The 21,198-nt window shown below is 55.6% G+C and carries 27 protein-coding genes and 1 tRNA gene; 21 read left to right on the forward strand and 7 right to left on the reverse strand.

Annotation, left to right across the window (positions count from 1 at the left end; all coding sequences use genetic code 11):
• Positions 1-3 precede the first annotated feature (3 nt).
• Positions 4-927, reverse strand: a complete 924-nt coding sequence (locus F0P96_RS04385) for a hypothetical protein (protein ID WP_151077562.1) — start codon at positions 925-927, stop codon at positions 4-6.
• A gap of 666 nt (positions 928-1,593) precedes the next feature.
• On the opposite strand from F0P96_RS04385, the gene F0P96_RS04390 reads away from it, so the two are divergent.
• The 19 genes from F0P96_RS04390 to F0P96_RS04465 all read left to right on the forward strand — a co-directional run bounded on the left by F0P96_RS04390 (position 1,594) and on the right by F0P96_RS04465 (position 11,663).
• Positions 1,594-2,445, forward strand: a complete 852-nt coding sequence (locus F0P96_RS04390) for a hypothetical protein (protein ID WP_151077563.1) — start codon at positions 1,594-1,596, stop codon at positions 2,443-2,445.
• A gap of 28 nt (positions 2,446-2,473) precedes the next feature.
• Positions 2,474-2,905: a hypothetical protein gene (locus tag F0P96_RS04395; RefSeq protein WP_151077564.1), complete on the forward strand. Its 432-nt coding sequence runs from the start codon at positions 2,474-2,476 to the stop codon at positions 2,903-2,905.
• A 117-nt stretch (positions 2,906-3,022) separates the two neighbouring features.
• Positions 3,023-3,316 (forward strand): hypothetical protein, encoded by a 294-nt coding sequence (locus F0P96_RS04400; protein WP_151077565.1) that lies wholly within the window; start codon positions 3,023-3,025, stop codon positions 3,314-3,316.
• Positions 3,317-3,738: 422 nt separating this feature from the next.
• Complete coding sequence (locus tag F0P96_RS20860) at positions 3,739-4,215, forward strand: immunoglobulin domain-containing protein (protein WP_167291155.1); 477 nt, start codon at positions 3,739-3,741, stop codon at positions 4,213-4,215.
• A gap of 4 nt (positions 4,216-4,219) precedes the next feature.
• A complete protein-coding gene (locus F0P96_RS20865; RefSeq protein WP_160619960.1) occupies positions 4,220-4,363 on the forward strand; it encodes a hypothetical protein in 144 nt (47 codons plus the stop codon).
• Positions 4,364-4,566: 203 nt separating this feature from the next.
• Entirely contained in the window at positions 4,567-5,019 is a 453-nt protein-coding gene (locus F0P96_RS04410; protein WP_151077567.1) for a glucosaminidase domain-containing protein, read from the forward strand.
• Positions 5,009-5,611 (forward strand): hypothetical protein, encoded by a 603-nt coding sequence (locus F0P96_RS04415; protein WP_151077568.1) that lies wholly within the window; start codon positions 5,009-5,011, stop codon positions 5,609-5,611. Before F0P96_RS04410 ends, F0P96_RS04415 begins: the two co-directional genes overlap by 11 nt.
• Before the next feature lie 47 nt (positions 5,612-5,658).
• A complete protein-coding gene (locus tag F0P96_RS04420; RefSeq protein WP_167291158.1) occupies positions 5,659-5,922 on the forward strand; it encodes a hypothetical protein in 264 nt (87 codons plus the stop codon).
• A 422-nt stretch (positions 5,923-6,344) separates the two neighbouring features.
• Positions 6,345-6,785: a M15 family metallopeptidase gene (locus F0P96_RS04425; protein ID WP_151077570.1), complete on the forward strand. Its 441-nt coding sequence runs from the start codon at positions 6,345-6,347 to the stop codon at positions 6,783-6,785.
• Positions 6,786-6,796: 11 nt separating this feature from the next.
• The gene (locus F0P96_RS20870; RefSeq protein ID WP_160619957.1) at positions 6,797-7,105 is read left to right on the forward strand and encodes a hypothetical protein; all 309 of its coding nucleotides are present in this window, start codon (positions 6,797-6,799) and stop codon (positions 7,103-7,105) included.
• A 65-nt stretch (positions 7,106-7,170) separates the two neighbouring features.
• Positions 7,171-7,473, forward strand: coding sequence for a hypothetical protein (locus F0P96_RS04435; protein WP_151077572.1), 303 nt, complete (start codon positions 7,171-7,173; stop codon positions 7,471-7,473).
• Positions 7,474-7,475: 2 nt separating this feature from the next.
• A complete protein-coding gene (locus tag F0P96_RS04440; protein ID WP_151077573.1) occupies positions 7,476-7,889 on the forward strand; it encodes a hypothetical protein in 414 nt (137 codons plus the stop codon).
• A 316-nt stretch (positions 7,890-8,205) separates the two neighbouring features.
• A complete protein-coding gene (locus F0P96_RS04445) occupies positions 8,206-8,394 on the forward strand; it encodes a hypothetical protein (RefSeq protein WP_151077574.1) in 189 nt (62 codons plus the stop codon).
• A 4-nt stretch (positions 8,395-8,398) separates the two neighbouring features.
• Positions 8,399-8,605, forward strand: a complete 207-nt coding sequence (locus F0P96_RS04450; RefSeq protein ID WP_151077575.1) for a hypothetical protein — start codon at positions 8,399-8,401, stop codon at positions 8,603-8,605.
• Between the two features lie 85 nt (positions 8,606-8,690).
• Positions 8,691-8,837 (forward strand): hypothetical protein, encoded by a 147-nt coding sequence (locus F0P96_RS20875; RefSeq protein WP_160619953.1) that lies wholly within the window; start codon positions 8,691-8,693, stop codon positions 8,835-8,837.
• Positions 8,834-8,992 carry a hypothetical protein gene (locus F0P96_RS20880; RefSeq protein ID WP_160619951.1) on the forward strand — a complete coding sequence of 53 codons (159 nt, stop codon included), beginning with the start codon at positions 8,834-8,836 and terminating at the stop codon, positions 8,990-8,992. The genes F0P96_RS20875 and F0P96_RS20880 overlap by 4 nt, the downstream gene beginning before the upstream one ends.
• 75 nt (positions 8,993-9,067) lie before the next feature.
• Positions 9,068-9,679 (forward strand): hypothetical protein, encoded by a 612-nt coding sequence (locus F0P96_RS04455; protein ID WP_151077576.1) that lies wholly within the window; start codon positions 9,068-9,070, stop codon positions 9,677-9,679.
• Between the two features lie 68 nt (positions 9,680-9,747).
• A complete protein-coding gene (locus F0P96_RS04460) occupies positions 9,748-11,241 on the forward strand; it encodes a hypothetical protein (RefSeq protein WP_151077577.1) in 1,494 nt (497 codons plus the stop codon).
• 125 nt (positions 11,242-11,366) lie between these two features.
• A complete protein-coding gene (locus F0P96_RS04465) occupies positions 11,367-11,663 on the forward strand; it encodes a hypothetical protein (protein WP_160619949.1) in 297 nt (98 codons plus the stop codon).
• A 259-nt stretch (positions 11,664-11,922) separates the two neighbouring features.
• On the opposite strand, the gene F0P96_RS04470 is transcribed toward F0P96_RS04465, so the two are convergent.
• The 6 genes from F0P96_RS04470 to F0P96_RS04495 all read right to left on the reverse strand — a co-directional run bounded on the left by F0P96_RS04470 (position 11,923) and on the right by F0P96_RS04495 (position 18,199).
• Positions 11,923-13,053 carry a tetratricopeptide repeat protein gene (locus F0P96_RS04470; RefSeq protein ID WP_151077579.1) on the reverse strand — a complete coding sequence of 377 codons (1,131 nt, stop codon included), beginning with the start codon at positions 13,051-13,053 and terminating at the stop codon, positions 11,923-11,925.
• A 66-nt stretch (positions 13,054-13,119) separates the two neighbouring features.
• Positions 13,120-15,699, reverse strand: a complete 2,580-nt coding sequence (gyrA, locus tag F0P96_RS04475; RefSeq protein WP_151077580.1) for a DNA gyrase subunit A — start codon at positions 15,697-15,699, stop codon at positions 13,120-13,122.
• Positions 15,700-15,809: 110 nt separating this feature from the next.
• Positions 15,810-16,055 (reverse strand): hypothetical protein, encoded by a 246-nt coding sequence (locus F0P96_RS04480; RefSeq protein ID WP_151077581.1) that lies wholly within the window; start codon positions 16,053-16,055, stop codon positions 15,810-15,812.
• A gap of 35 nt (positions 16,056-16,090) precedes the next feature.
• Positions 16,091-16,780: an HD domain-containing protein gene (locus F0P96_RS04485; RefSeq protein WP_151077582.1), complete on the reverse strand. Its 690-nt coding sequence runs from the start codon at positions 16,778-16,780 to the stop codon at positions 16,091-16,093.
• A 42-nt stretch (positions 16,781-16,822) separates the two neighbouring features.
• Entirely contained in the window at positions 16,823-18,049 is a 1,227-nt protein-coding gene (locus F0P96_RS04490; RefSeq protein ID WP_151077583.1) for a hypothetical protein, read from the reverse strand.
• A gap of 77 nt (positions 18,050-18,126) precedes the next feature.
• Positions 18,127-18,199 (reverse strand) — tRNA-Thr (locus F0P96_RS04495).
• Positions 18,200-18,722: 523 nt separating this feature from the next.
• Here F0P96_RS04495 and F0P96_RS04500 point away from each other — a divergent pair.
• Together F0P96_RS04500 and F0P96_RS04505 are read left to right on the forward strand one after the other, a co-directional pair.
• Positions 18,723-20,249 carry a T9SS type A sorting domain-containing protein gene (locus F0P96_RS04500; protein ID WP_151077584.1) on the forward strand — a complete coding sequence of 509 codons (1,527 nt, stop codon included), beginning with the start codon at positions 18,723-18,725 and terminating at the stop codon, positions 20,247-20,249.
• A gap of 253 nt (positions 20,250-20,502) precedes the next feature.
• Positions 20,503-21,198, forward strand: coding sequence for a response regulator transcription factor (locus F0P96_RS04505; RefSeq protein ID WP_151077585.1), 696 nt, complete (start codon positions 20,503-20,505; stop codon positions 21,196-21,198).

The raw sequence follows: 21,198 nt of genomic DNA on the forward strand, positions 1-21,198 counted from the left end.
GGGTCAGCCTAACCGCTTTTTTATCTTGTCGATCAGAGCAGTCACTATTAGTAAATCATCTTGGTCTTGCACACTCAGTTGGGAGTCAATACCAGGACCACTGATTCGAATCGTGTAATGAACAGGTTGAGACGTAGGCGGCGCAATTGGAGCACCGGATGGTATTTGGGCTTCAGCAGTTTTAGCAGGTAAGTTGGGTAAGCCCAGGGTTTCTGGCCTCGGCATATCTATAGGTGGAATTGTGGGATTGGATTCGGTGGTGTTTGCAGGAGTACCGGTAGCTACCAGTCCAAAAAGTGTAGAAACAGCATCAACTCCGCTTAGCCTGATATCAGAAGCTTTTGCAGCAACCACAGCTTCATTATTGGTTTCCGAAGCCACTTGATTGGGAAAGAGGTTAACGGGCATTTCGGGACTAGCAAGTACGTCGCGTCGCGGCATTGCTTGAGCCAGCTGGTCAATGTCTGCTATGATATTCCTCTCATCGATAATATCAACCATGCGCGCGCCTTCGACAAACGCCTTCGCAACATTCTGTGCATTGATTTCCTCCACGTCAAACTCACGCACGAGCATAACATCTAGTATGTGCACGGGTAGTTCACGGTTACGAAACTTCCGGCAGATGTGAGAAAACAAGGGGGGATGAAGGAATGCTTCTCGGTGGTAAATCTTCTCCTCGTTCTTGTCATAGGCGTTTTTGATCCGCCGAAACAAGTTGGTGGTGGTTAGCATCTCTCGCTTGCTAGTGAGCAGACCAAACTTGACAGCAGAACCAAGTATAGCTTTAAAGCTGCCACTCACTTTGCGGTTGAGTTTGCGTGCGCATGCTTCAATCGAGCATTTGCCCCCAGTATCATCAACGATTTCGGCAACTTCCCAAGCCGACAAATAGCCAGTACGGGGATAATCAATAGTCTTAGGCATGAGGAAAGGCGAAAAGAGAGTATGCAAATAAAGTCGATAAAAGCACAAAGCAGTCAATAAAGCACAAAAAAGTAATTACTAATATAAACTTTTTGTGCTTTTATAAACTATCTTTAACTTGATTCCGGATGGACTCGCAAATAAATAATGATAAATCTATCTAACACAGGCGGAAAAGGAAGGGCAGGAGGACGACAAACTCTCACGTAAGCAGCTTAAACAAGACCTACACGCCTTTATTATTGGGAAGCAACCAATCTTGACACCAAAAAACAATCAGTAGCCTAAAACAAGCGATACAAGCATAATATCAAAACCGAATCGAGATGATTCCAAAATCAGCTAGCAAACCAATAAAAGAAGGAAAAGCAAGAAACAACTGATTAAGAACAACCGTAGTTTTAGCTAGCCAACTCAATCTATAACAAAGAAGTAATCGGGCCAGATACCGGGCCAGATACATATAGAATAATAGGTAACGATCCAAAATAAATAGCTGCCAAGGGTTCAACTCCGCTCTACTAAATTGTTGTATAATTTATATTATGGCGAGATTGCCCAAAATACAATTTCCCAGGGCATAAAACAAGGGTATAATTGTGCTTTCTCTGCCCAAAAAGGGTAGGGGTATTTCTCATTTCCACCATTTCCATTTGAAACAGATTTATGTTTCACGAAACCTTTACGGCTACGGCCGATTCACGCTCGAAGCGTGTAAACATTGAGCAAAATTTGCGCACGATTGAGGTTGTGCGTACTGGCCCGGCTGTCCTTAACGGTCGCCTGGGTTCGCTCAACGAATCAATTACGGTTAATATCACCGATAAAAGCGGCCGTCTGCGTCGCGTTTATACCGATATTCCGCTTGGCGCTATTGCGTTTCATGCCCAATTTGGTCAAGGCGCAATTCGTGAAATTCGGGACGCTCAGGCAGAAATTACCAAGCTGACGCTGGAAATTGATTTGGCGAAAGATTTTGGCATTCGCCTCGGCACTACAGAGCGCGCCTCGCTCTACCTGAAAGACGCGGTTGTGGGGCATACCTACGAGTTCCGCAGCAACAACAACTCGCCGCTGCTCGGCGGTGGCGTTACCGGCACCAACATTTACAAGTGGGTGCAAGTGGACGTGTTGGAGTCGCACAAAAACATCAATGTCGATTCCATTATTGGCCTCGTCATTCCGACGAAGCGTACCAATCCGTTCACCACTACGGGGGTCGAAGAGGTTACCTTGAAGTTCGCTAACGGTAACGACGACGTGTATACGATGGACGAAATTCTTGGCCTCAACGCCCGGAAAAACGACGTTGAAACGCTGCAAACGGTCTTCAACAAAGACTTGGACGAAAACCTTGCCGGTAATACGGAGGTGATTATGCACGGCTCCGCAACGTCCGACTTCGCGTATCTGGACTGCAAGGATGCCACCAACGTCCGTATCCAAACGGACGGTACGCCGCTGCCTATTTACCAGGTGATGCTGGTGAGTACGCTGGTGGAAGACATGGAAGACTAGTCCCTTGCCGACTCTGATTGGGAGCGGTTTGCGCGCTCTTTTCAATGGCGCGCAAACCGTTACCCACCTTCAGCAAAGTATCGCGCCTGCCGCGCTTACGGCGCTGGGGGTTCCGCCCCAGGTAACGAGTCATACGCTCGGGCTGCTCAATACGGTGGCTTCTGGTCTGGCCTCGAACATGCCCGCTGGCTACAACTATACGGGCTTTCTGGGCGGTGGTTCGCCTTCCGTGGTCGAAGCAATACCGCAACCGTCCTCGTCTGCTCCGGTGCTGTCCTACGGGCCTGACGATGCCGCCTGGGCAACGGGCCGCACGGCTCCGGTTGCTGTCTCGTCGGCCGCTGCTGCGGTTTCCTCGCTGCCTTCCTGGCTGGTTCCGGTAGGGGCCGGGCTTGTGGCGTTGCTGGGTATGCTCTGGTTCTTCCTGCCCGGCCAAAAAAGCCCGAAACGACGAAAATAAATGGGTTTTAAACTCCCCTGGGAAATTGCGACAACGGCATCTGCTATTGTCAATTCCCTTACGACACAGCCCGGCGCTGTGAACTCGTTTCTGACTAACAACGGTGTCTCTGCCGACATGGCAAACGGCCTCTTTACGGGGCTTATTACCCAGGTAAAAGAGCCTCGCCCGTTGCCTGCTTCCTCGTTCACGATTCCGCCCGTTGTTAAAGAATGGGTAAAAACGGGTGTTCAAGGGGCTATCAACGGCACCCAGGACGCGCTACAGGAAAAGTACATGCAAACGGAGTCCGGTAAACGGGCCGTTAATGCCGGTGCCTGGGCGTGGCTGGAAAACAAGTGGTACGTCTTTGCGGGCCTCGGTGCCCTCATTACGGGCCTTATCGTCGCGCTCGTGGTTAAGCGCAAGTAATAGTGATTCGCAATACTGCATCGAACGCCCTGGCCGCTTTTACAAGCGCCGCAGAGCGTACGACTACCGCTGTTAGCGGTTCGGCTGGTTCTGCCAACAAAGGACTATTGGCCCTCGCGGGCGTGGGCGTTGCCGGGTTGGCATTCGCTGTGAGCAAACTCCGCTCGAAAAAATCTTACAACGGCCGTCGCCGTCGCTAAAATGCCCTATGTTTTCGTTCCTGCGTCCGCTCTGGGCGGCGCTCGTCGCGGTTATTCGCGCCGTTCTTCTTACGGTGGTGGCTACGCTCGTGGCGGTAGCTCTTACGGCCGTGGTTACGGCCGCTCTGGTGGTGGTCGTGGCTCTTATGGCCGCTCGTCTTATTCTTCGCGTCGTCGCTACTACTAATGGCTTGGCCTTACAACAACCGCTATAGTCGGCCTATGCCCGGCCTGCGGTTCGGCGGTAGCCGTGGTGGTCGTCCTGGGTATGCTCCGTCTTGGATGGATAGAGAGGGCTCACGCGGTGGCCGTGCTTCTTCCCGTCGCGGTACTTCGCGGCGTGGCTCTTACAATAGCGGTACGGCTGGCAAGCACTCCGGGGCAAAGATTAAGGACTCGTACCAGCGCCGCGACGGCAACGGCGGAAAAGAGCGCGTTGATGCGCCCTGCATTAACGCTTGGAAGGTGCAAGACCGTAAAATCCTCTCGCTCGTCGCGGTGCCCTGCTCGGACACCACGACAAAGAGTAAAAACTCGGAAAAATGGGTTTGTACGCTTACGCTGGGTAAAACGGGCCGCAAGGAAACCGAAACCGGCTTTTACAACCCCGAAACCGGCAAGCTCACCATTCCCGACCGCCAAATGGTGGTAAACCCCAAAGCTCCCAACGGGGGCTATTTCGGCACTTTCGTTAAATAAAATCATGCAAGCTCGCGTCTTCATTCAATACGCCAACGGTGCGCTGCAACTGTGCCGCACTACTGATAAATTCAACGGCAAACACGTTGATTTGGTCAACACCATTGCAGGCACTCGCCGCGTCCGTAAAAGCTGGATGAAACGCTAACGTCTATGCAAAACTGGCGCGCAATTCTGGCCCGGTTGGATTCCCTTGATAATTTCTTTAAAGTCGGCGTAGTGGTGCAATCCACTATCAAGCACTTTCGGGAACAAATGGAAATCCAATTCCCAGAAAATACGGGTAAAAAGCCCGTGCGTAATTAACGGAATAGGGTAGGGGCGGCTTTCGGGTCGCCCCTATACGTTCGTATGAATTACAAATACTTTCAGATAGCGTTTTACGCTGTTCGTGCCTTCTATCCGTCCTGCAACGTAACGGCCTCGCTGCCGCTTGCCCAGGCCGTGCTAGAATCGCGCAATTTCACGTCGGATGTTTACCAACGTGCACACAACTTTTTCGGTATGACGTTCCCCAGCAAGCGGGATACGGTGGCTATCGGAAAAGATGGCAAATACTGCAAATACGCAAACGACCTCGATTGCATTCGGGATTACTTTAAATGGCTTTCGTACTGGAAAATTTACAGCGATGCGCAATTGCTGGAATTTCTGAAAAAGAGCTACGCCGAAGACTCGCAATACCTGGTTAAAGTGCGTAACATTTTGCCCGGCATTCAGGGGCAATTACTCGACCCTGCTACGCTCTCGCTCTACGCGGTGGGCGCTGGTGTGGCCGCTATTGCTGCGCTCCGTGCTTCCTAAAAACTGGCAACGGTTTTACCGTACCAACAAGGTGTTGGTTTGGCTCGGCGGCGGTCTGTTGCTGCTCTGGAAATTCGGCGGGCTGCTCTCGACCGTTACCAGCGGGGTTACGAACGTGCTGGCCATTGGCACGGCTAAGGCGCAAGCCTCGGCTGCTCAGGCGCAAGCTCAGGCGCAAGCCGCAACGGTTAAGGCCAACCAAACGGCCCAGACTCAGATAGACCAAGCAACGATTTCGGCTGTGAATGCTAACGCTACGGCGGCGGATATTGCCACCTTCCGGGAAGATGCCGAAGCACTTGCCTCGGCGTTTGGCACCAAGAAAGGGTTTTGGAATACGTTGCTGGGCATGACTGGTGAGGACGAAGCCGCGGCCCTGGCCGTGCTCAAAAAGTACACGCGGGTAATGATGCGCAACGGGGTTGCGCTGCGGGACTCTGCCGGTAAGGTGGTGCAACGCAAGGTTTCCCTTCGGCTTCCGGTACTCTACCCGTTCTACTCGGAAATTACGGGCGGCAATAGCCTCTCGGCCGATGTGCGTAAGTACATGGGCAATGAGCATACCTCGTTCCTGAATACCTACTTGTTCTAATGCGGGTGTTCAGCTATTCGGCGGCGGTGCCGCTGTTTCTCGCTCAGGTGCTTACCGAGTCCGTTGTGGACTCGCTGCCTTCTGTTCCGGCTCCTGCGTCGGTGCCCCTGACGTGGCCGGCCGTGGTGTTCTCGGCTATTAACGTGGTCGTGTACCTGCTCTTTACGGCTTTTGCCCGCTACCAGTCGCGCAAAGAAGCCCGCCAGCGCCGCCTTGACGACATGCAGCACCAACAACGGATGGCCGAAATAATGGCCGTGACGGGCGTAAAAAGCCCGCTCACGCCCCCTGCGGATGCTGTAGGAGTATAGTTTTTGGTGTCTTACCACAAAAAAAAATGAGTAATACAAAGCTTCTCGCCCTGTTGGGCGTTGCGTGTGTGTTGTTTGCGCTTAATGAGTGGGTGTTGCTGCCGCTTGGTATCAGTCCTTTGACTGTGGCTCGTCACGCTGTTACTGGTCAGGCTTATTACCTGACTAACGGCAAGCGGTTGTTCTAATGGCTCGGCTCCGTACGCCCTGCCTGCTGGTGGTCAAATACGGAGGTAAGGAGTTCTATCAGGGGGCTGCTTGGAACGAGTATAGATGCCCGCGTGGCCGCTCTATCGACTTGCTCCGGCAGTCCTTTTGCCAGTTCCCCAACTTCCGCTTTTGCATCGTGTACGTGTGGGACAAAGCCACGAAAACACGCGGCCCGCAAGTGGGGTACTTCGACCGGCATAAGTTCTCCTACAATGGTTAAATGGCTGTTTGTGGGCTTTACGGCCTTGTTTGGGTTTATGCTCAATTTTGGATTTACGCCCGACGTTGAAACGAAGCTGAAAGCTTTGGAGCGCGTCACGGCGTTGCGCCTGCGGGTGTTCTTCCTTCTCTGTCGCGTCTGCCTCGGCCTGCGCGCTATCATCACATCGGGCCTGCGCTCTACCGCTCAGCAAGCGGCGCTGCACGCTGCCGACCCGCGAAACGCTGCGGCGGGTTCGTCATCGCACGAACGCGGGTTATCGGCCGATGTGAACTTCCTTGATGCTGCCGGAAACAACGTGTTGCGCAAAGCAACGCCAAAAAGCGTCTGGGAAAAATCAGGGGTTGTGGCCCTGGCCGCGCTCTGCGGCCTCCGCTGGGGCGGCACGGCCTTTCCTGGCTACTACGACCCGGTTCATTTCGATTCCCTTTAACATTTGTTCAAATGGCTTACAAAAAGTCGTCTCTGCCCCTCTGGGGCTATTTGCTGGCGCTCGGTGCGGCGCTGGTGGCTGGGTACAAGTATCTCTGGCCGATGGTCAAACCGCTGCCAAAAGGCGTTGTTACGGCGGGTATGCCGGTCGTTAACGGCGTGGTAAAAATGGCAGCTCCTACGCTGGCCGTGGGTGAGCCGGTGCCCGATGTAATCAGCACGGCCGCGCCCCTCGCGCACTACGTCGAACCGCTGCCGTTGCCGTCCTCTCAGGGCATTCGCTCGGCTCCGGTGGTCATGGATGAAATGATGCCCGAGTAATGCGGGGTCTACAGATTTCCGCTGTGCAAGTGGCGCTGCCTCCTTCGGGGGTGGCGCCCTGCACCTTGCACGCTACCGCTCCGTTCCTGCTGCTCTATTTGCTGGCGGAGGCCGAAAACGCCGTAGGAGATACGGTAGCGGGCAAATACCTGCCGCTGCCCGGTGCGGGCTTGGCCGATGTGTCACAAGTGGCGCTGCATCCCGATTTCGCATTGTCGGCCCTGGTGTACGACTCCTACCCGCTGGCTCCGGCTGCGGGTTACGCGGTGTCCCTGGCCCCGGTGTTGGATTCGGCCGCTACGGGCGCGTTTGGTCTGCTGTATGTTCTTCACAACGTGGGCTTTTGCCCTGAAATAACAATTTCTTAGGTATGCTTTCTGAGGCTAAAAAAATCGCCCGTTTCCTGCAACAACAGATGGGCGCAACCGGCACGGTGCAACGGTTTGCGGGTACGCTGGTAAATGGTATCCTGGGCGAAAGTCAGCGGTGGTACTACGTTCTGATTCCGCAACCGCGTCAAGCGGTCGGCTCTGCTGCTGGCGGTGGTCTTGAACCTGTCCGGCTTACGCTTACGTGGCTCCGCGAACCTAGCGGCAACGGCGTAGAAACCCGCCTGGGGTACGCTACGGCTCCGCTGGACGGTTCGCCCTGCGTCCTGCACGCTAACACGTTTCAGCCGTCCGAAATGGGCGACAACGAAGTCTACTTTATCGGTTACCGCTTCCGGCTTCCCAAGGTCTATCAGGATATGTTAGATGATGCCGGGCGGCCGGAAGACCTTTAGACCCCCGTTAAGTATTACGGGGGTCAACTATACAACCCCCTGCGACTGCGACCAACGGGAGCGGGAGTGGGGGAGTTGTATAGTTGAAAGCGAAGCGCCCCCTCATTTCTCTTTTTAAAAATCTCGCCTCTGTGAAAAAGTATGTATGCCGCTGCTGCGGCTGCACAGTCTTTACTTACGGGTATTGTACTCCCTGCTTTTTCAGGGTGTCGAAGATGCTGTAGCAAATTGCCAACACGCCGAAGGACAAACAGTAAGGCACAGCCCCGCAAGGGCTGGCCGCTTCACTTGTATGTAACCCCTCAACTCTTACGGTGTGAAAACGTCACTGTTCCTGTCTCTGCTGTTTCATAGCTCCTTGCTGCCTGCTGGTGCTGCCGGGGCCGCTTCGCCTCCTGCGCTGCCCCTGCTGCGCTTCAAGTGCCGCTCCTGCGGCAATTACCACACCCTGCACTCGCAAGCGCGTAGCTGCTGCGCCGTGCGCCGTGCTGGCTTTTTCGCGTAGGGGTATGCTGGCCGCGTGTGTCAAGGTGCATTACCTGATTGCAACCCCGGAAGATGGCTATACGCCGCTCCTGGTGGGCTTGTGGTCGGCTCCCTGCGTGGGAGTGCTCAAATACTGGACGGACGATGTAGAAGAGGCTTTAGGGCTGTTCTCGTTCGATTGTCCCGACTCGCTTTTGCTGCTGATAGAACTCGACTATGAGCGGGTATAAGCTCAACTTCTGCGGCCTCTGCCGCTCGTATTCTGTGCTAGGGGTGCGCTGCCTCTGGTGTTCTCAACCTTTCACCATCGAATGAATGAAACAACGTCTACTCTCGCTCTGGCGCTACCTGCGCCGCTTCTTTCGCCGCGTGTATCACCTCTCGATGGTTGTTTGTGCCGTCGTGCTGGTGTTGGCTGGCCTTGTTGCTTTCGCTCAATCTGCCGCCCTGCTGCCGCTATGAGCTTGCACTGGTTTACGGCGGTCGTCACGTTCGACCAACACAGCGTAGTAACGCTGCCTACGCTTGCTACCGACGTGGTGCAAGCTGCCAAGCTCACGTTGGCCGGTTACCCTGCCGCTTGGATTGTCGATATATGGCATGGCATCAAGGAGTAGTTCACATATGAACTAGTTTGGCATGGGGTTTGCTATATCTGAACTAAGTAGTTCACATTTAAACAACCTCACAACATGAAAGCCAAAGAAATTCTAGCCGGGCTCTACACGGCTGCACAGTGCACCGACATTGCGGACTGCAATCTCGTTATCGATACTATTTGGGAGCGCCTTCGCGCAATCGGTGACGGTCTAAGTACGCCTTCGGCCTTTCCTCTGGTGTCTAAGCGTTTTCAGGCTTGTTATGACAAGCGCGAATCCTTTTGCCCTAACTACTGCAATAGGTATGTTAACGGCGAAATAGACGGCAACGGCAACGAAATAGCTTCACCATCTTCTGAATCTGAACTAGTAAGTTCGGATATGAACAAGGAAACCGAACAACCTGCCGCGCCTGCTCCTGCGCCCAAAAAGGACACAACCCCGAAGCCGGTGCGCTTCGTGCTTATTGCCCGCTCGGGCGGTGCTGTAGCTGGTTTTAAGTCCGGCTCCCTGCGGAAAGCCATTTCTGCCGTGAATGCGGAGTACGATTTAACGCCGAAGCTGCAATACAACCGGGTGCTACGTGCCTTTCAGGAAACACAGCTATACGCCGATGCTCACCTAGTAGGGGAGACGCTGGACGGCCGTTCCTCTGCCGACGTGGTGCCAAAATCCTCCTATATCGTCTCGCTGTTTTACGCCTGACGAAAATCATACTTCTGCTTTCTCTTCGGCTGTAGGTTTGCGGGTTCCATCCCCGCACGCCTGCGCCTATGCTCTCGCTTCTTGCTTCTCTGCTCTTGAAAAACGCTATTACGCTGGACTGGCTGACGCTTTCCCTTTCGGGGGCATTGGAGCCGGTTCCGGTGTGTCCGGTAATCCCGGCCATTGAGGCTGAAATAGGCCGTTTGCTTGTGTCTGGTACAACGTTGATGCCGGTGGGCTACCGCTCGCGCGGCGGCTCGTTTACGTTCGTTAATCTTGACCGGGGTACTGCTCAGTACAAGCGGGTGCTACAGATACAGTACGAAGGGAAGCCCTGGGGCACGCTCTGCGCCGTTCCTCGCTCGTCCATCCTGCCGCCCGACTCGATGCAGCTTAAGCTGGAAAACTGCGTGCTGTACGAAGAGGAGTTGCGCTTGTCGCTGGTTGCGTTCTTCGGTGAAACCGGATTTGTGCTCAATGGCATTACGCGCCTAGATATTGCCTGCGACTTTGAACGATTCGCAAACGGTATGCTTCCCGGTGCCTTTATTCAGGCCGTGCAATCGGCCCAAATTGAGCGAAAGGGTAGGGCCGCTAATACCAACGTGTTTATGCGTGGGGGTGCCTATACGGGCATTAAATGGGGGTCGCAAACATCCGACCGCTGCGCAACGATGTACAACAAGACGTTGGAGCTTAAAAAGAGCAACAAGCCGTACATTACTAAGTACCTGCTGGCTGCTGGCCTGGGTGTCCCGGTGTCGCAATTTGATGCGGACGGCCTGCCGCTGCTCGATGAAGACGGCAACCAGAAAACCGAAGCGCCCGACGTGTGGCGCATGGAGTTCAAATTGAAGTCGGACGAACTAAAAAAGCTCTACCACTTTCCGGAAGGGCAAGACTTCCTGCGCGTGCACAAGGATTTGCCGAACGACTTGTACGGGGAAGAGGGGGAACTAGTGGAACCGCTGCGGCTGGGACTGTACGATTTCGTTTCTGCGGAGTGGCTTAAAAGCGTCTTTCAAAAGGAACTCGATACGTACTTAACCTTTGTCGAAGACTCGGACGATTCCAACAAGTCGCGCCGTCCTGCGCTGCGCCTGTTCGACTTCGCGCAACCCGATGCGCCGAAGCTGCTGCGCCACTCTACGCGCCCTGGTACGACCTCGTTTCGCTTTAAGGTGTCCATTAAGGCGCTGCTGGGCGAATATTGGGCCACAAAGGATAACGACTCGCTGCATATGGCGTGCCAGCTCATGCAGCAGCACGACTTGGCCGGGCACGTCGAAAAACGCCTAAAGCATTGGCAACGGGAATTTATGCCGTCAATGGACATGGCGTATAACTACGCTAACCCGGTGGCCCTGGTGCGTGCCTCGCTCACGCTGGGCGAAACCGAACGTTTCGCCGGTATAATGCGCGCTGTCGCAGCCGACCCGCTGCGCGGCCGTACGGCTCCGCTGCCTGCGCGCCTGCGGATTCGCTGCGTGCATACCGAACCGGGAATAAAACCGTTGCAAGGGGCTAATTACATGGTTTACAACGGCCCGCAAGCTTTGTAAAACCCTGCGGCTTGGCTGCTGTTTGGTATTTGAGTAATTTGGTTCCGTCGATTGGCACAATAATTTCATTGTGTATGCAGGAACTAATTCCATCCCACATGCTAACAGCTACGAAAGCCGAACCAATGACTACCGCCCAAACCGTGCTCCTGATGATAATGGGGACGCGCAACGACACGCCCCAATGGGAATTACGGCTGGATATTAACGACAAGGTGTATAAAGCCTTAAAACGGCTAAAATTGCCCGACGAACAAGCCATACTCAACGGCGAACCGGTGCCCAATACGTATTTAATGTATATGACGGAAGATGCCGACGTATACAACGTTTGGAAAATCGTTCAGGACTGGCCGCGTACGCATTGGTACAAGGCAAAGGTTATGAAGTATATGAAAGGCAGAGGCTCCGTACTGCCATAAGCCCGAAAGGGTTTAGTACAATAACAACATTAAGTATCCCGGTTTCAAGATAATTTGAAGTCGGGGTATTTTTTTTGTCCCTACGTGTAGGAATTGTGATAGTAGCTTCACAATATTTGTTCATTCGGTAACGGCACAAGGCCGGTCCGTATAGGTTCTTTGACGTGTTGGCAATTTGTTCTTTCGCTGTAGTATAATTTATATTATGTTAAGTAATATCTTAAAAAATGAGGCCCGGAATACACCGGGCCTCTCTCCTCTACTTAGCTTGACTTGCCAACTTCTCAGCATCGGCCTTACGACCAACACTTGTGTATGCTTTCTGCAGAGCCGACGACACGCCACGGTCGCTTGGGTTAATCTGAATAGCCGTTTCGAAATACGGAATTGCTTGTTCCATGTATTTCTTACCATCAGCTTCCATTTTTTTGCCTTTGGCTTGATACGTTTTCAAGTCCATTTTATTTACAGCCTTGTAAATCTCAGCGCCTTTGTTGAAATAATAAACGCCAATGTTGTACTGCGAATCAAAGTTCTTTGGATCCAGTTCAACCGCTTTCTTATGGGCAGCCAATGCCTGCTCAGGCTGTTTACTCTGTTCATATACCGAACCGAGCACTGAATACAGATTGGAGTTGTTTGGGTCGGCAGCAATTACCTTCTGTATTTTGTCGATGGCCTCTGTGCCACGGCCAGAGCTAAGGGTCATGTTCAGGTCTTCCAACAAAAAGGCTTTGTTGGTTGGGTAAGCAGCCAAAGCCTGCTGCACGACTTTCGCTGCCTCGGCTTCGTTCTTTTCCTGACGAGCAATCTGCAACAGACGGTTGTACATCTGCGGCGATTTGTAATTGATGCCCATCAGTTTGTTGTAGTTGTCCCGGGCCTGTCCATAGTCCTGCTTCGCTTCCGAAGCGTAAGCAGCGTACAACAGCGCTGTAGTGTCCTGCGGCCGGATTTGCTGCGCCATGCGGTAAGAGTTCAACGCCTCATCGTACTTCTGCGCATTGTAGCTCTCAACGCCGGCGTTCAACGCCATACCATAGATATTATCAAGCCGCTGGGTGGCTTGCTTGCCGTAGTCGCTGTCTTTGCCTTCCAGAGCAATAGCTTTCTGGTAAGACTCGAAAGCTACTTTGGTTCCCTCACCGGGCGACAACGTCTTGCCGTAAATCGGGCTTTGCGCAATGCCTTCGTAGATTTCGCCGCGCGTGTACCACGTTTTGGCTTTGTCGGAGGTCTTGGGATTGGTAATGGCTTTGTCGATTTCCGTACGGGCCTTATCCAACGTGCCAGCTTTCTGCATCAGTATGGCATTGGTCACGGCAGAGTTCTGGGCCATGGCACCTTGAAGGGCCAGCGCCGTTGCAGCGGTCAGAAAAATCTTCTTCATGGAGTGAGTGAGGAAGGGAAACAAAAAAGAAGGTGCTTCCCCAACAGGGAAAGCACCTCATAGGGTTCAGGAAACAGGAAGTTCGTCTTCGGCAGTGTCGGCGTCGGCCGCTAGTTCAGGGGCGGCTGTGGGGCTCCCCCCCTCTTGGCCTTCTTCAGCAACCACCAGTTCACCAGCGGCATCAACCAGTTCGAGTTCCTTGTCGTCGGCTGCAACTTTTGCCACCGATGAAATTTCGTCGCCCTCGCTGATTTTGATAAGCCGAACGCCTTGAGTAGCCCGCCCAATCGACCGCACATCGGCCACGCGCAGGCGAATGGTGATGCCCGAGCGGTTGATGATCATCAGATCGTCGTCGTCGACAACGTCTTTGATGGACACCAAAGAGCCGGTTTTTTCGGTCACCTTGAGGGTGCTTACCCCTTTGGCGCCACGGTTCGTGATGCGGTAGTCGTCGATGGGGCTGCGCTTGCCGTAGCCGTTTTCGGATACTACCAACAACTCCTTCTGCGGATCGGCCAGACAAACCATGCCGACTACGCGGTCGTTGCCGTCTTCGGCCAAGGTGATGCCCCGGACACCGGCGGCAGTTCGGCCCATGGGTCGAACATTGGCTTCGTTGAAGCGCACGGCCCGGCCGTTGCGGGACGCCAGGATAACTTCGCTGGTGCCGGTCGTCAATTGCACATCAAGCAGCCGGTCGCCTTCGTTGATGGTAATGGCGTTGATGCCGGCGGCCCGCGGACGCGAGTACGCTTCGAGCGTGGTTTTCTTCACCGTCCCTTGCTCGGTGCAGAACATCAGGTAGTTGTTCTGCGCATAGTCGGGGTCGCGCAGGTCACGCACGTTCAGCACGGAACGCACGGGGTCGGTGGCCAAATCGGGAATCAGGTTTTGGATAGGACGACCTTTGGCAGCCTTCCCTCCTTCCGGCAGTTCGTATGCCTTGATCCAATACAACCGGCCGCCTTCGGTGAAGAGCAATAGGAAGTCGTGGGTGGAGGCAACAAACAGGTGCGAGGTGAAATCCGACTCTTTGGTAGATACGCCCTTGGCTCCCGTGCCGCCGCGGCCCTGGGCCCGGTACTCGTCGAGCGACGTGCGCTTGATGTAGCCTTCGTTGGAGATGGTAATTACCATCGACTCCTCGGCAATCAGCGACTCGAAGTCGATGTCGCCACCGGCGTACTCGATGTGCGTGCGGCGCGCGTCGCCGTACCGCTCCCGAATTTCGATGAGCTCGTCTTTGATGATCTGGCGCTGCAGCGCCGGCGAATCCAGAACCGAGTTCAGGTAGTCGATGAGCTTCATCAACTCGTTGTACTCGTTCACGATTTTGTCGCGCTCCAGGCCGGTGAGGCGCTGCAAACGCATGTCCAGAATGGCGCGGGCCTGCACGTCGCTGAGCGTGAACCGCTCGATGAGCTGCGCACGGGCCAGTTCCGGGTCGCGCGAGCCGCGAATCAGGGCAATTACTTCGTCGAGGTGGTCGAGGGCAATGAGCAGGCCTTCGAGGATGTGGGCCCGCTTCTGGGCTTCGGCCAACTCGTAGCGCGTGCGGCGCACCACTACGTCGCCGCGGTGCTCCACGAAGTGGTGGATCAGGTCGCGCAGGTTCAGCGTCATGGGGCGGCCTTTTACCAGGGCCACGTTGTTGACACCGAAGGTGCTCTGCAGCTGGGTGTACTTAAACAGGTTGTTGAGCACTACCTGCGGCACGGCGTCGCGCTTCAGGTCATACACCACCCGCATGCCGTCACGGTCCGACTCGTCGCGCAGGTCCGAAATGCCTTCGATGCGCTTCTCGTTGATAAGCTCCGCCGTCCGCTGAATCATGGCCGCTTTGTTGACCATGTAGGGAATTTCGGTCACAACGATCTGCTCCTTGCCCGTGGGCGTGGTTTCGAAGTGCGTTTTGGCACGCATTACCACCCGGCCGCGCCCGGTTTCCAGCGCCTGACGCACGCCTTCGTAGCCGTAAATAACGCCGCCCGTGGGGAAATCCGGCGCTTTCACGTACTCAATCAGCTCCTGAACCGTAATCTGGTCGTTGTCGAGGTAGGCAATGATGCCGTCGACCACTTCCGAAAGGTTGTGGGGCGCCATGTTGGTGGCCATGCCCACGGCAATACCGGAAGAGCCGTTCATCAACAAGTTCGGGAACTTGGCGGGCATCACCGAGGGCTCCTCCAAGGAATCATCGAAGTTGGCCTGGAAGTCCACGGTATCCTTGTCCAAGTCGCCCAACATCTCGTCGGAGAGGCGCTTGAGGCGGGCTTCGGTGTAACGCATGGCGGCCGGTGAGTCGCCGTCGATGGAGCCGAAGTTGCCCTGTCCGTCGACGAGCGGGTAGCGCAGGCTCCAGTCCTGGGCCATGCGCACCATGGTGTCGTACACCGAGGAGTCGCCGTGCGGGTGGTATTTGCCGAGCACCTCGCCCACGATACGGGCGCTCTTCTTGTGGGCTTTGTTGTAGGAAACGCCCAACTCGCTCATGCCGTAGAGCACGCGCCGGTGCACGGGCTTGAGGCCGTCGCGCACGTCGGGCAGGGCGCGGGAAATAATAACGGACATCGAGTAGTCGATGTACGCACCGCGCATCTCGTCTTCGATGTTGATGGAAATGATCTTTTCGCCTTCAGCCATGATCAAAATGATGGGACGCCGATGCTACAAAACGCAGTTGGCGGGCCGGGTTAGAAACTCGTGTTTAAGCTGGCAAGATACCGAAAAAAGGCCGTTTTTCCTAGCAGGAATCAAGGTTTACCCTTCGCGCGGTTGTTGTGCATTTTGCCATCGGGCTGGCCGTGCACTTTGAATTTCTCGCCGATTTCGGGGTTCTGTTTTTTGAACAGCGGCTGCCCGCGGTACTTCTTCCCGTTGTGGAAATGGACTTTGCGCACGTGGCACGACGCCATGGGGCACGTGCGGCAGCTGCTGATTGCCACGGCTGCCACCAGAATAGGTAGCCAACGGCGCAGCAGACGAAACTCGAACATCATAAACAAAACAACGCAAAAAAGGCCACATCCGTGCCCTAGCCCGGCTCTGCGCGCGGCAAATCCTCGCCGTTCCACTCGCGCAGGAACTGCGCCAGAAACTGCTCAACATACGCATGCCGCGACTCCGCCGCCATCTTGGCAGCGGGCGTGTTCAGCCGCTCGCGCAAGTGCAAGAGTTTCTCGTAGAAATGATTGATGGTGGGGCCGGCGTTGCGTTTGTAGGCCTCGAAGGAACTGTGCTCCACCGGCGCCACAGCCGGATCGTGCAAGGGGCGTCCTTTATGGCCGCCGTAGGCAAATGCCCGTGCCACGCCAATGGCGCCAATGGCATCGAGCCGGTCGGCATCCTGCACCAATTCGCCTTCCAAAGTGCTCATGGGCGTGGCTACCCCAAGGCCCTTGAAGCTGATTTCGCGAATGATGGTTTCAACGCGCTGAATAACGGCCTCGTCGGCTTGCTGACTCAGCAGCCAGGCACGGGCCGCCCGGGGGCCGGCTTCTTCGTCGCCGCCGTGAAATTTCCAGTCGGCTACGTCGTGCAGCAGCGCCCCAAGTTCGGCCACAAAGCCGTCGGCAGCGGGCGTATTTTGGGCCAAAGACCGGGTGGTTTGCCACACCCGGCGGATATGTTCCCAGTCGTGGCCAGAACCCTCACCCTGGAATTTCTCGCGAACGAAGTCCGCAGTCCGCTCAATTAAATCGGCTGATGCCGCAGGAATTTGCATGGCTCAAAGGTAGCACGCCACCCCAAAGGCGGTACGGAGGAATTAATCCAAAATAGGCATGCGCTCAAACGGCCGGGTGCGGTCGAACAGGTAACGCAGGGTCTGGTGCTCCCGCCACGGCTTGCCGCCAATCAGCTCCACCACGGTCATCATCTTGGGGTTGAAGTCGCCGATCCAGTTCATAACAGTTTCGGTGTACTGCAAGGCTCCCGGCTTTTGAATGAGCTGCGCCGAGGCGTACACCATAGCAGCTTCCACACCTTTGCGTTGGTGCTCGGGTACCACGCCAAACACCACACCGAACAAGGTTTTAACCGTGCCACGCAACTGGTGATACTTAAACTGGAGCTTTTGCCACCAGCCCAGCTTGCCATCGAAGTGCCGCAAAATCTCGTTGATTTCGGGCAGGTTGATGTAGAACGACACCGGTTCGTTGTCGTAGTAGCCAAACCACACGATTCGCTCATCGAGAATGTCGAGCATGCTTTTGAAGAGCTTTTCCGCAACTTCAGCCGACATGGCCTTTACCCCTTCGTGCTTGGTCCAGGCTTTGTTGTAAATGGTGCGAAAATCCTGCGCATAGCGTTTCCACTCCCGCTTGCGCATGTGCCGGAAGGAATAGCGCGGATCGGCTGCAATGCGTTGGGCGCGGGCCAAGATGGCGGGCCGCAACTCGCCGGCTACCATGCGGTGGTAGGTTACCTGCCGGAAAAACGTTTCGAAACCGTAGGTCCGAAAGAGTTGGTCGTAGTACGGCGGGTTGTAGGCAGCGCCGTAGATCGGAGGTCCAAAGTTTTCAGTCAGCAGCCCCCACCACTTGTCCCGGTCTCCGAAATTAATCGGCCCATCCATCCCCTCGAGCCCCCGGGCACTGAGCCATTCGCGGCAGGCATCAAAAAGCATGTTGGCAGCTGCTTGATCGTCGATGCAATCAAAGAATCCCATTCCCCCTATTCGGCGGTACAAGTCGGCCTTCGACACCTTGGTCTCCGCTCCTACCGAATCGGCTGCAAGCTCCGCCTCGGGCGCAAAGGCAGTTTCGCGGTTTACAAAAGCCGCCACCCGCCCGATGGTTTGCCCGTGCGCATCCAGCAACAGCCAACGCACCAATTCGCCGTTGCGAAACAGCTTGTTGCGGGCGGGGTCGAATACGTGCTCGACATCTTGATCGAGCGGCCGGATGTAATTGGGGTCGTTGCGGTAAAGCCGGGGCGGGAAGGCAATGAATTCGCGGGCCAGGGCGGGCGTAGTGACTTCGACGAGCTGCATGGGCGAAGGGCGCAATCTGCGGACGAAAGCAACAGGCCCGAAAACCTGCCGAAGCAAATTTCCGGGCCTGCAGAAAGAGCCCCCTGCCGGGATCGAACCAGCGACCTACTGATTACAAGTCAGTTGCTCTACCAGCTGAGCTAAGGAGGCGTTTTGGTGCTGCAAACCTACAACAACCCACGCAAAAACCCAAGTGGAAGTGCACCAAACCCGCTTTCCACTCACAGCACCCACGCTGCTAGGTTACAAGGGCTTTAGCAGCAACCACCAAAAATTGGTGTTTGGCCTTCTGTCACACCAAGAAGCAATTTCTACTTTAATGACCAATCGTTTCTCTCTTTAACCCGCATTTTTCAGATAAGACGGACGATTTTTTCACAAACAGGCTTGTCACAGGCGCAGCTGTTTCTTCCTGTTCTTTGCCAGTTATACAGCAGACTTTTGAAGTCGTAATCCATCTGTTCTGCTCATGGCCCCCTCCTCTTCGCTAGCTCTGATTGCCGTAGCGCTTCTCTTGACGAATACCACCCTTACCCCAGCTCAATCCCCGTCAGCACCAAAACGCTAAAGCGAGGAACTTGGGAGTTATCGAAAACGGGAAGCAATATCCATAAGTGCAACAACAACTTCCCTAAACCTTATATCTTCGCCCTTTGCACGCTAACCCGAAGATATGAAACAGCCTTACTTACCCATTGCCGGCCTGCTGGGACTGATTGCTGCGCAGCCACTAGCAGCGCAAGACCTCACCAACACCGGCGCTATAATAAGTGTTGGCAACGGAGCTACTCTATACGTCTCGGGTAGCGTGGCCAACACCAGCGGTACGCTGCAAAACAACGGCACGGTACAAGTTGATGGCGCCCTGCAAAATGCCGGCACCCTCGACTTGGGCACCGGGACCCTCGCCGTGAAAGGCAACCTGACCAACACGGGCACGGTGACACCCGGAACCGGTGAAGTGGTACTCACGGGCACCGGCACCCAGACACTGACGCCCGGAGGGGCCTCGATCTACAAGCTGACTGTGAACAACACGGCCGCCGCCGGCAGCAACATTGTAAGCGTCCCTGCCGACTTAACCCTCCTCAGCCAGCTCGCCCTGACTGCCGGCATCGTGCAGACTGCACCCGGAGCGAAAATTATTGTACCGAATGGGGCCACCGTGACCGGGGAAGCAGCTGGTCGTTACGTGAAAGGCAACCTGCAGGTGACTCGCACCGGCTTGAACGGTAGCTCGGCGGTGGATTTTGGCAACGGGGCAACCCTAAACCCCAACGGCAACAACCTTCCGCAGGTAACCATTACGCGCTCGGCTGGCCTGAGCACGGCGAATGTGACCTACGGCACCGATCCGCAAAATCCCGCCGCCAAAGGCATCGACCGGATTTGGACCGTGGACCTGGGCACTACGCCGGCCACTCCGGCAAGCCTGACGCTGAATTGGGTTGCAGACGACGACAACGGCCTGACCAACTTCAGCCAAGCCCGCGTGTGGCGCCAACTGACAGCTAGCGCGCCTTGGGAGCGGGTAGGCACGCTAACGAATGCTTCGCCCGCCGGCCCCAGCCCGCGTACCATCACGGTGAATGCCACGAACTCGGCCCGCTTCACGGTATCGAACACCTCGAACCCGCTGCCTGTGGAGTTGCTGCGCTTCACGGCCGAGCGCAAGGCGGCCGACGCCGTGCTGCGCTGGGCAACGGCCTCCGAGAAGAACAACGACCACTTTGACGTCGAAGTCAGCATCGATGGGAAAGAGTTCAAGCACCTGGGCCGCGTAGCAGGCCACGGCACTACCACCAGCGAATCGGAATACCAGTACCTTGACGCGCAGATTATTCGTCATGCGGCGCCGCTGCTGTATTACCGCCTGCGCCAGGTTGACACCAACGGCCAAGAGCAACTGTCGCCGGTTCGTACGCTGCAGGTAGAAGGCGAATTTGGTTTTGCCGCGCAGGCTTGGCCCAACCCGTTTGGCAGCAAGTTCGACGTAGAAATCCGCACCACCCAAGCCGGCCCCGTAGACCTCACGCTGCGCGACGCCGTGGGTCGCACCTTGCTGAGCCGACGCCTGGAGGTGTTGCAGGGCACTTCTACCTTTAGCTTGACCGAGGCCGGGAAATTGCCGCAGGGAGTTTATCTGCTGAGTGTGCAGCAGCAAAAGCACCGAGCCGTCATCAAAATCACCCGCGAATAGTCTTGCAGTAAACGCAAAAAGGCTCCCTAGGGAGCCTTTTTTGTTTTCGGGACCGGCGCATTCATTAGCGCTTCATGGTAGCAGGGAAAGTTTTGACACCGCAACCGTATTTCGGCTGGTAGAACTTTCCCAACCGAATCGGGATGATCGGGCGGCAAACCACCTGCAGCTGCGCAAAGCCCGACTGCGGCCCTCCTATCTTCGTTAACCGACTGACGGCGGCGAGCCGCCCAATTCCCCAACGCTCCTTTCGATGAACGTCCTGATTGTAGAAGACGACCGCGCTTTGGCCCGGGAGTTGGCGCTGTACCTCCAGCACGAGCGGTACCTCTGCGACTTTGCGCGCACCGGTCGCGAAGCCTCCGAGAAGTTGTATGTAAACGAATACGATTTCGTGCTGCTCGACCTCGGCCTCCCCGACCAGGACGGCCTGCAGTTGCTGGCCCAGGCCCGGCAGGAGCGCAACCAGCAAGCCAGCATCATCATTCTGAGCGCCCGCGGCTCGGTCGACGACCGGATCAACGGCCTCAAGCTGGGTGCCGATGACTATTTGCCCAAGCCCTATTCGCTGATGGAGTTGGAGTCGCGGATGCAGGCCATTACGCGCCGCAAGCACGGCGTGCAGCAGGATACGCTGCAGTTTGGCCCGTTCACCCTCAACTTGAGCGACCGGACCTTGCGCCACAACCAAGACCTCGTGAGCCTTACCCGCAAGGAGTTCGACCTGCTGCACTACCTGCTGCTGCACCGCGGCCGCGTGCTTACCCGCCTGCAGCTGAGCGAGCATATCTGGGGTAACATGATCAGCGACAGCGACGACCACGACTCGAACTTCATCGACGTGCACGTGAAGAACATCCGCAAGAAAATGGCGCCGCACGACGCGCACGACTGGATTGAAACCGTACGCGGCGTGGGTTACCGCATCAAGCTCGACACGGAGGCGTGA

The organism is Hymenobacter busanensis (genome assembly GCF_008727865.1).
In the GTDB taxonomy this organism is placed as follows: Bacteria; Bacteroidota; Bacteroidia; order Cytophagales; family Hymenobacteraceae; genus Solirubrum; species Solirubrum busanense.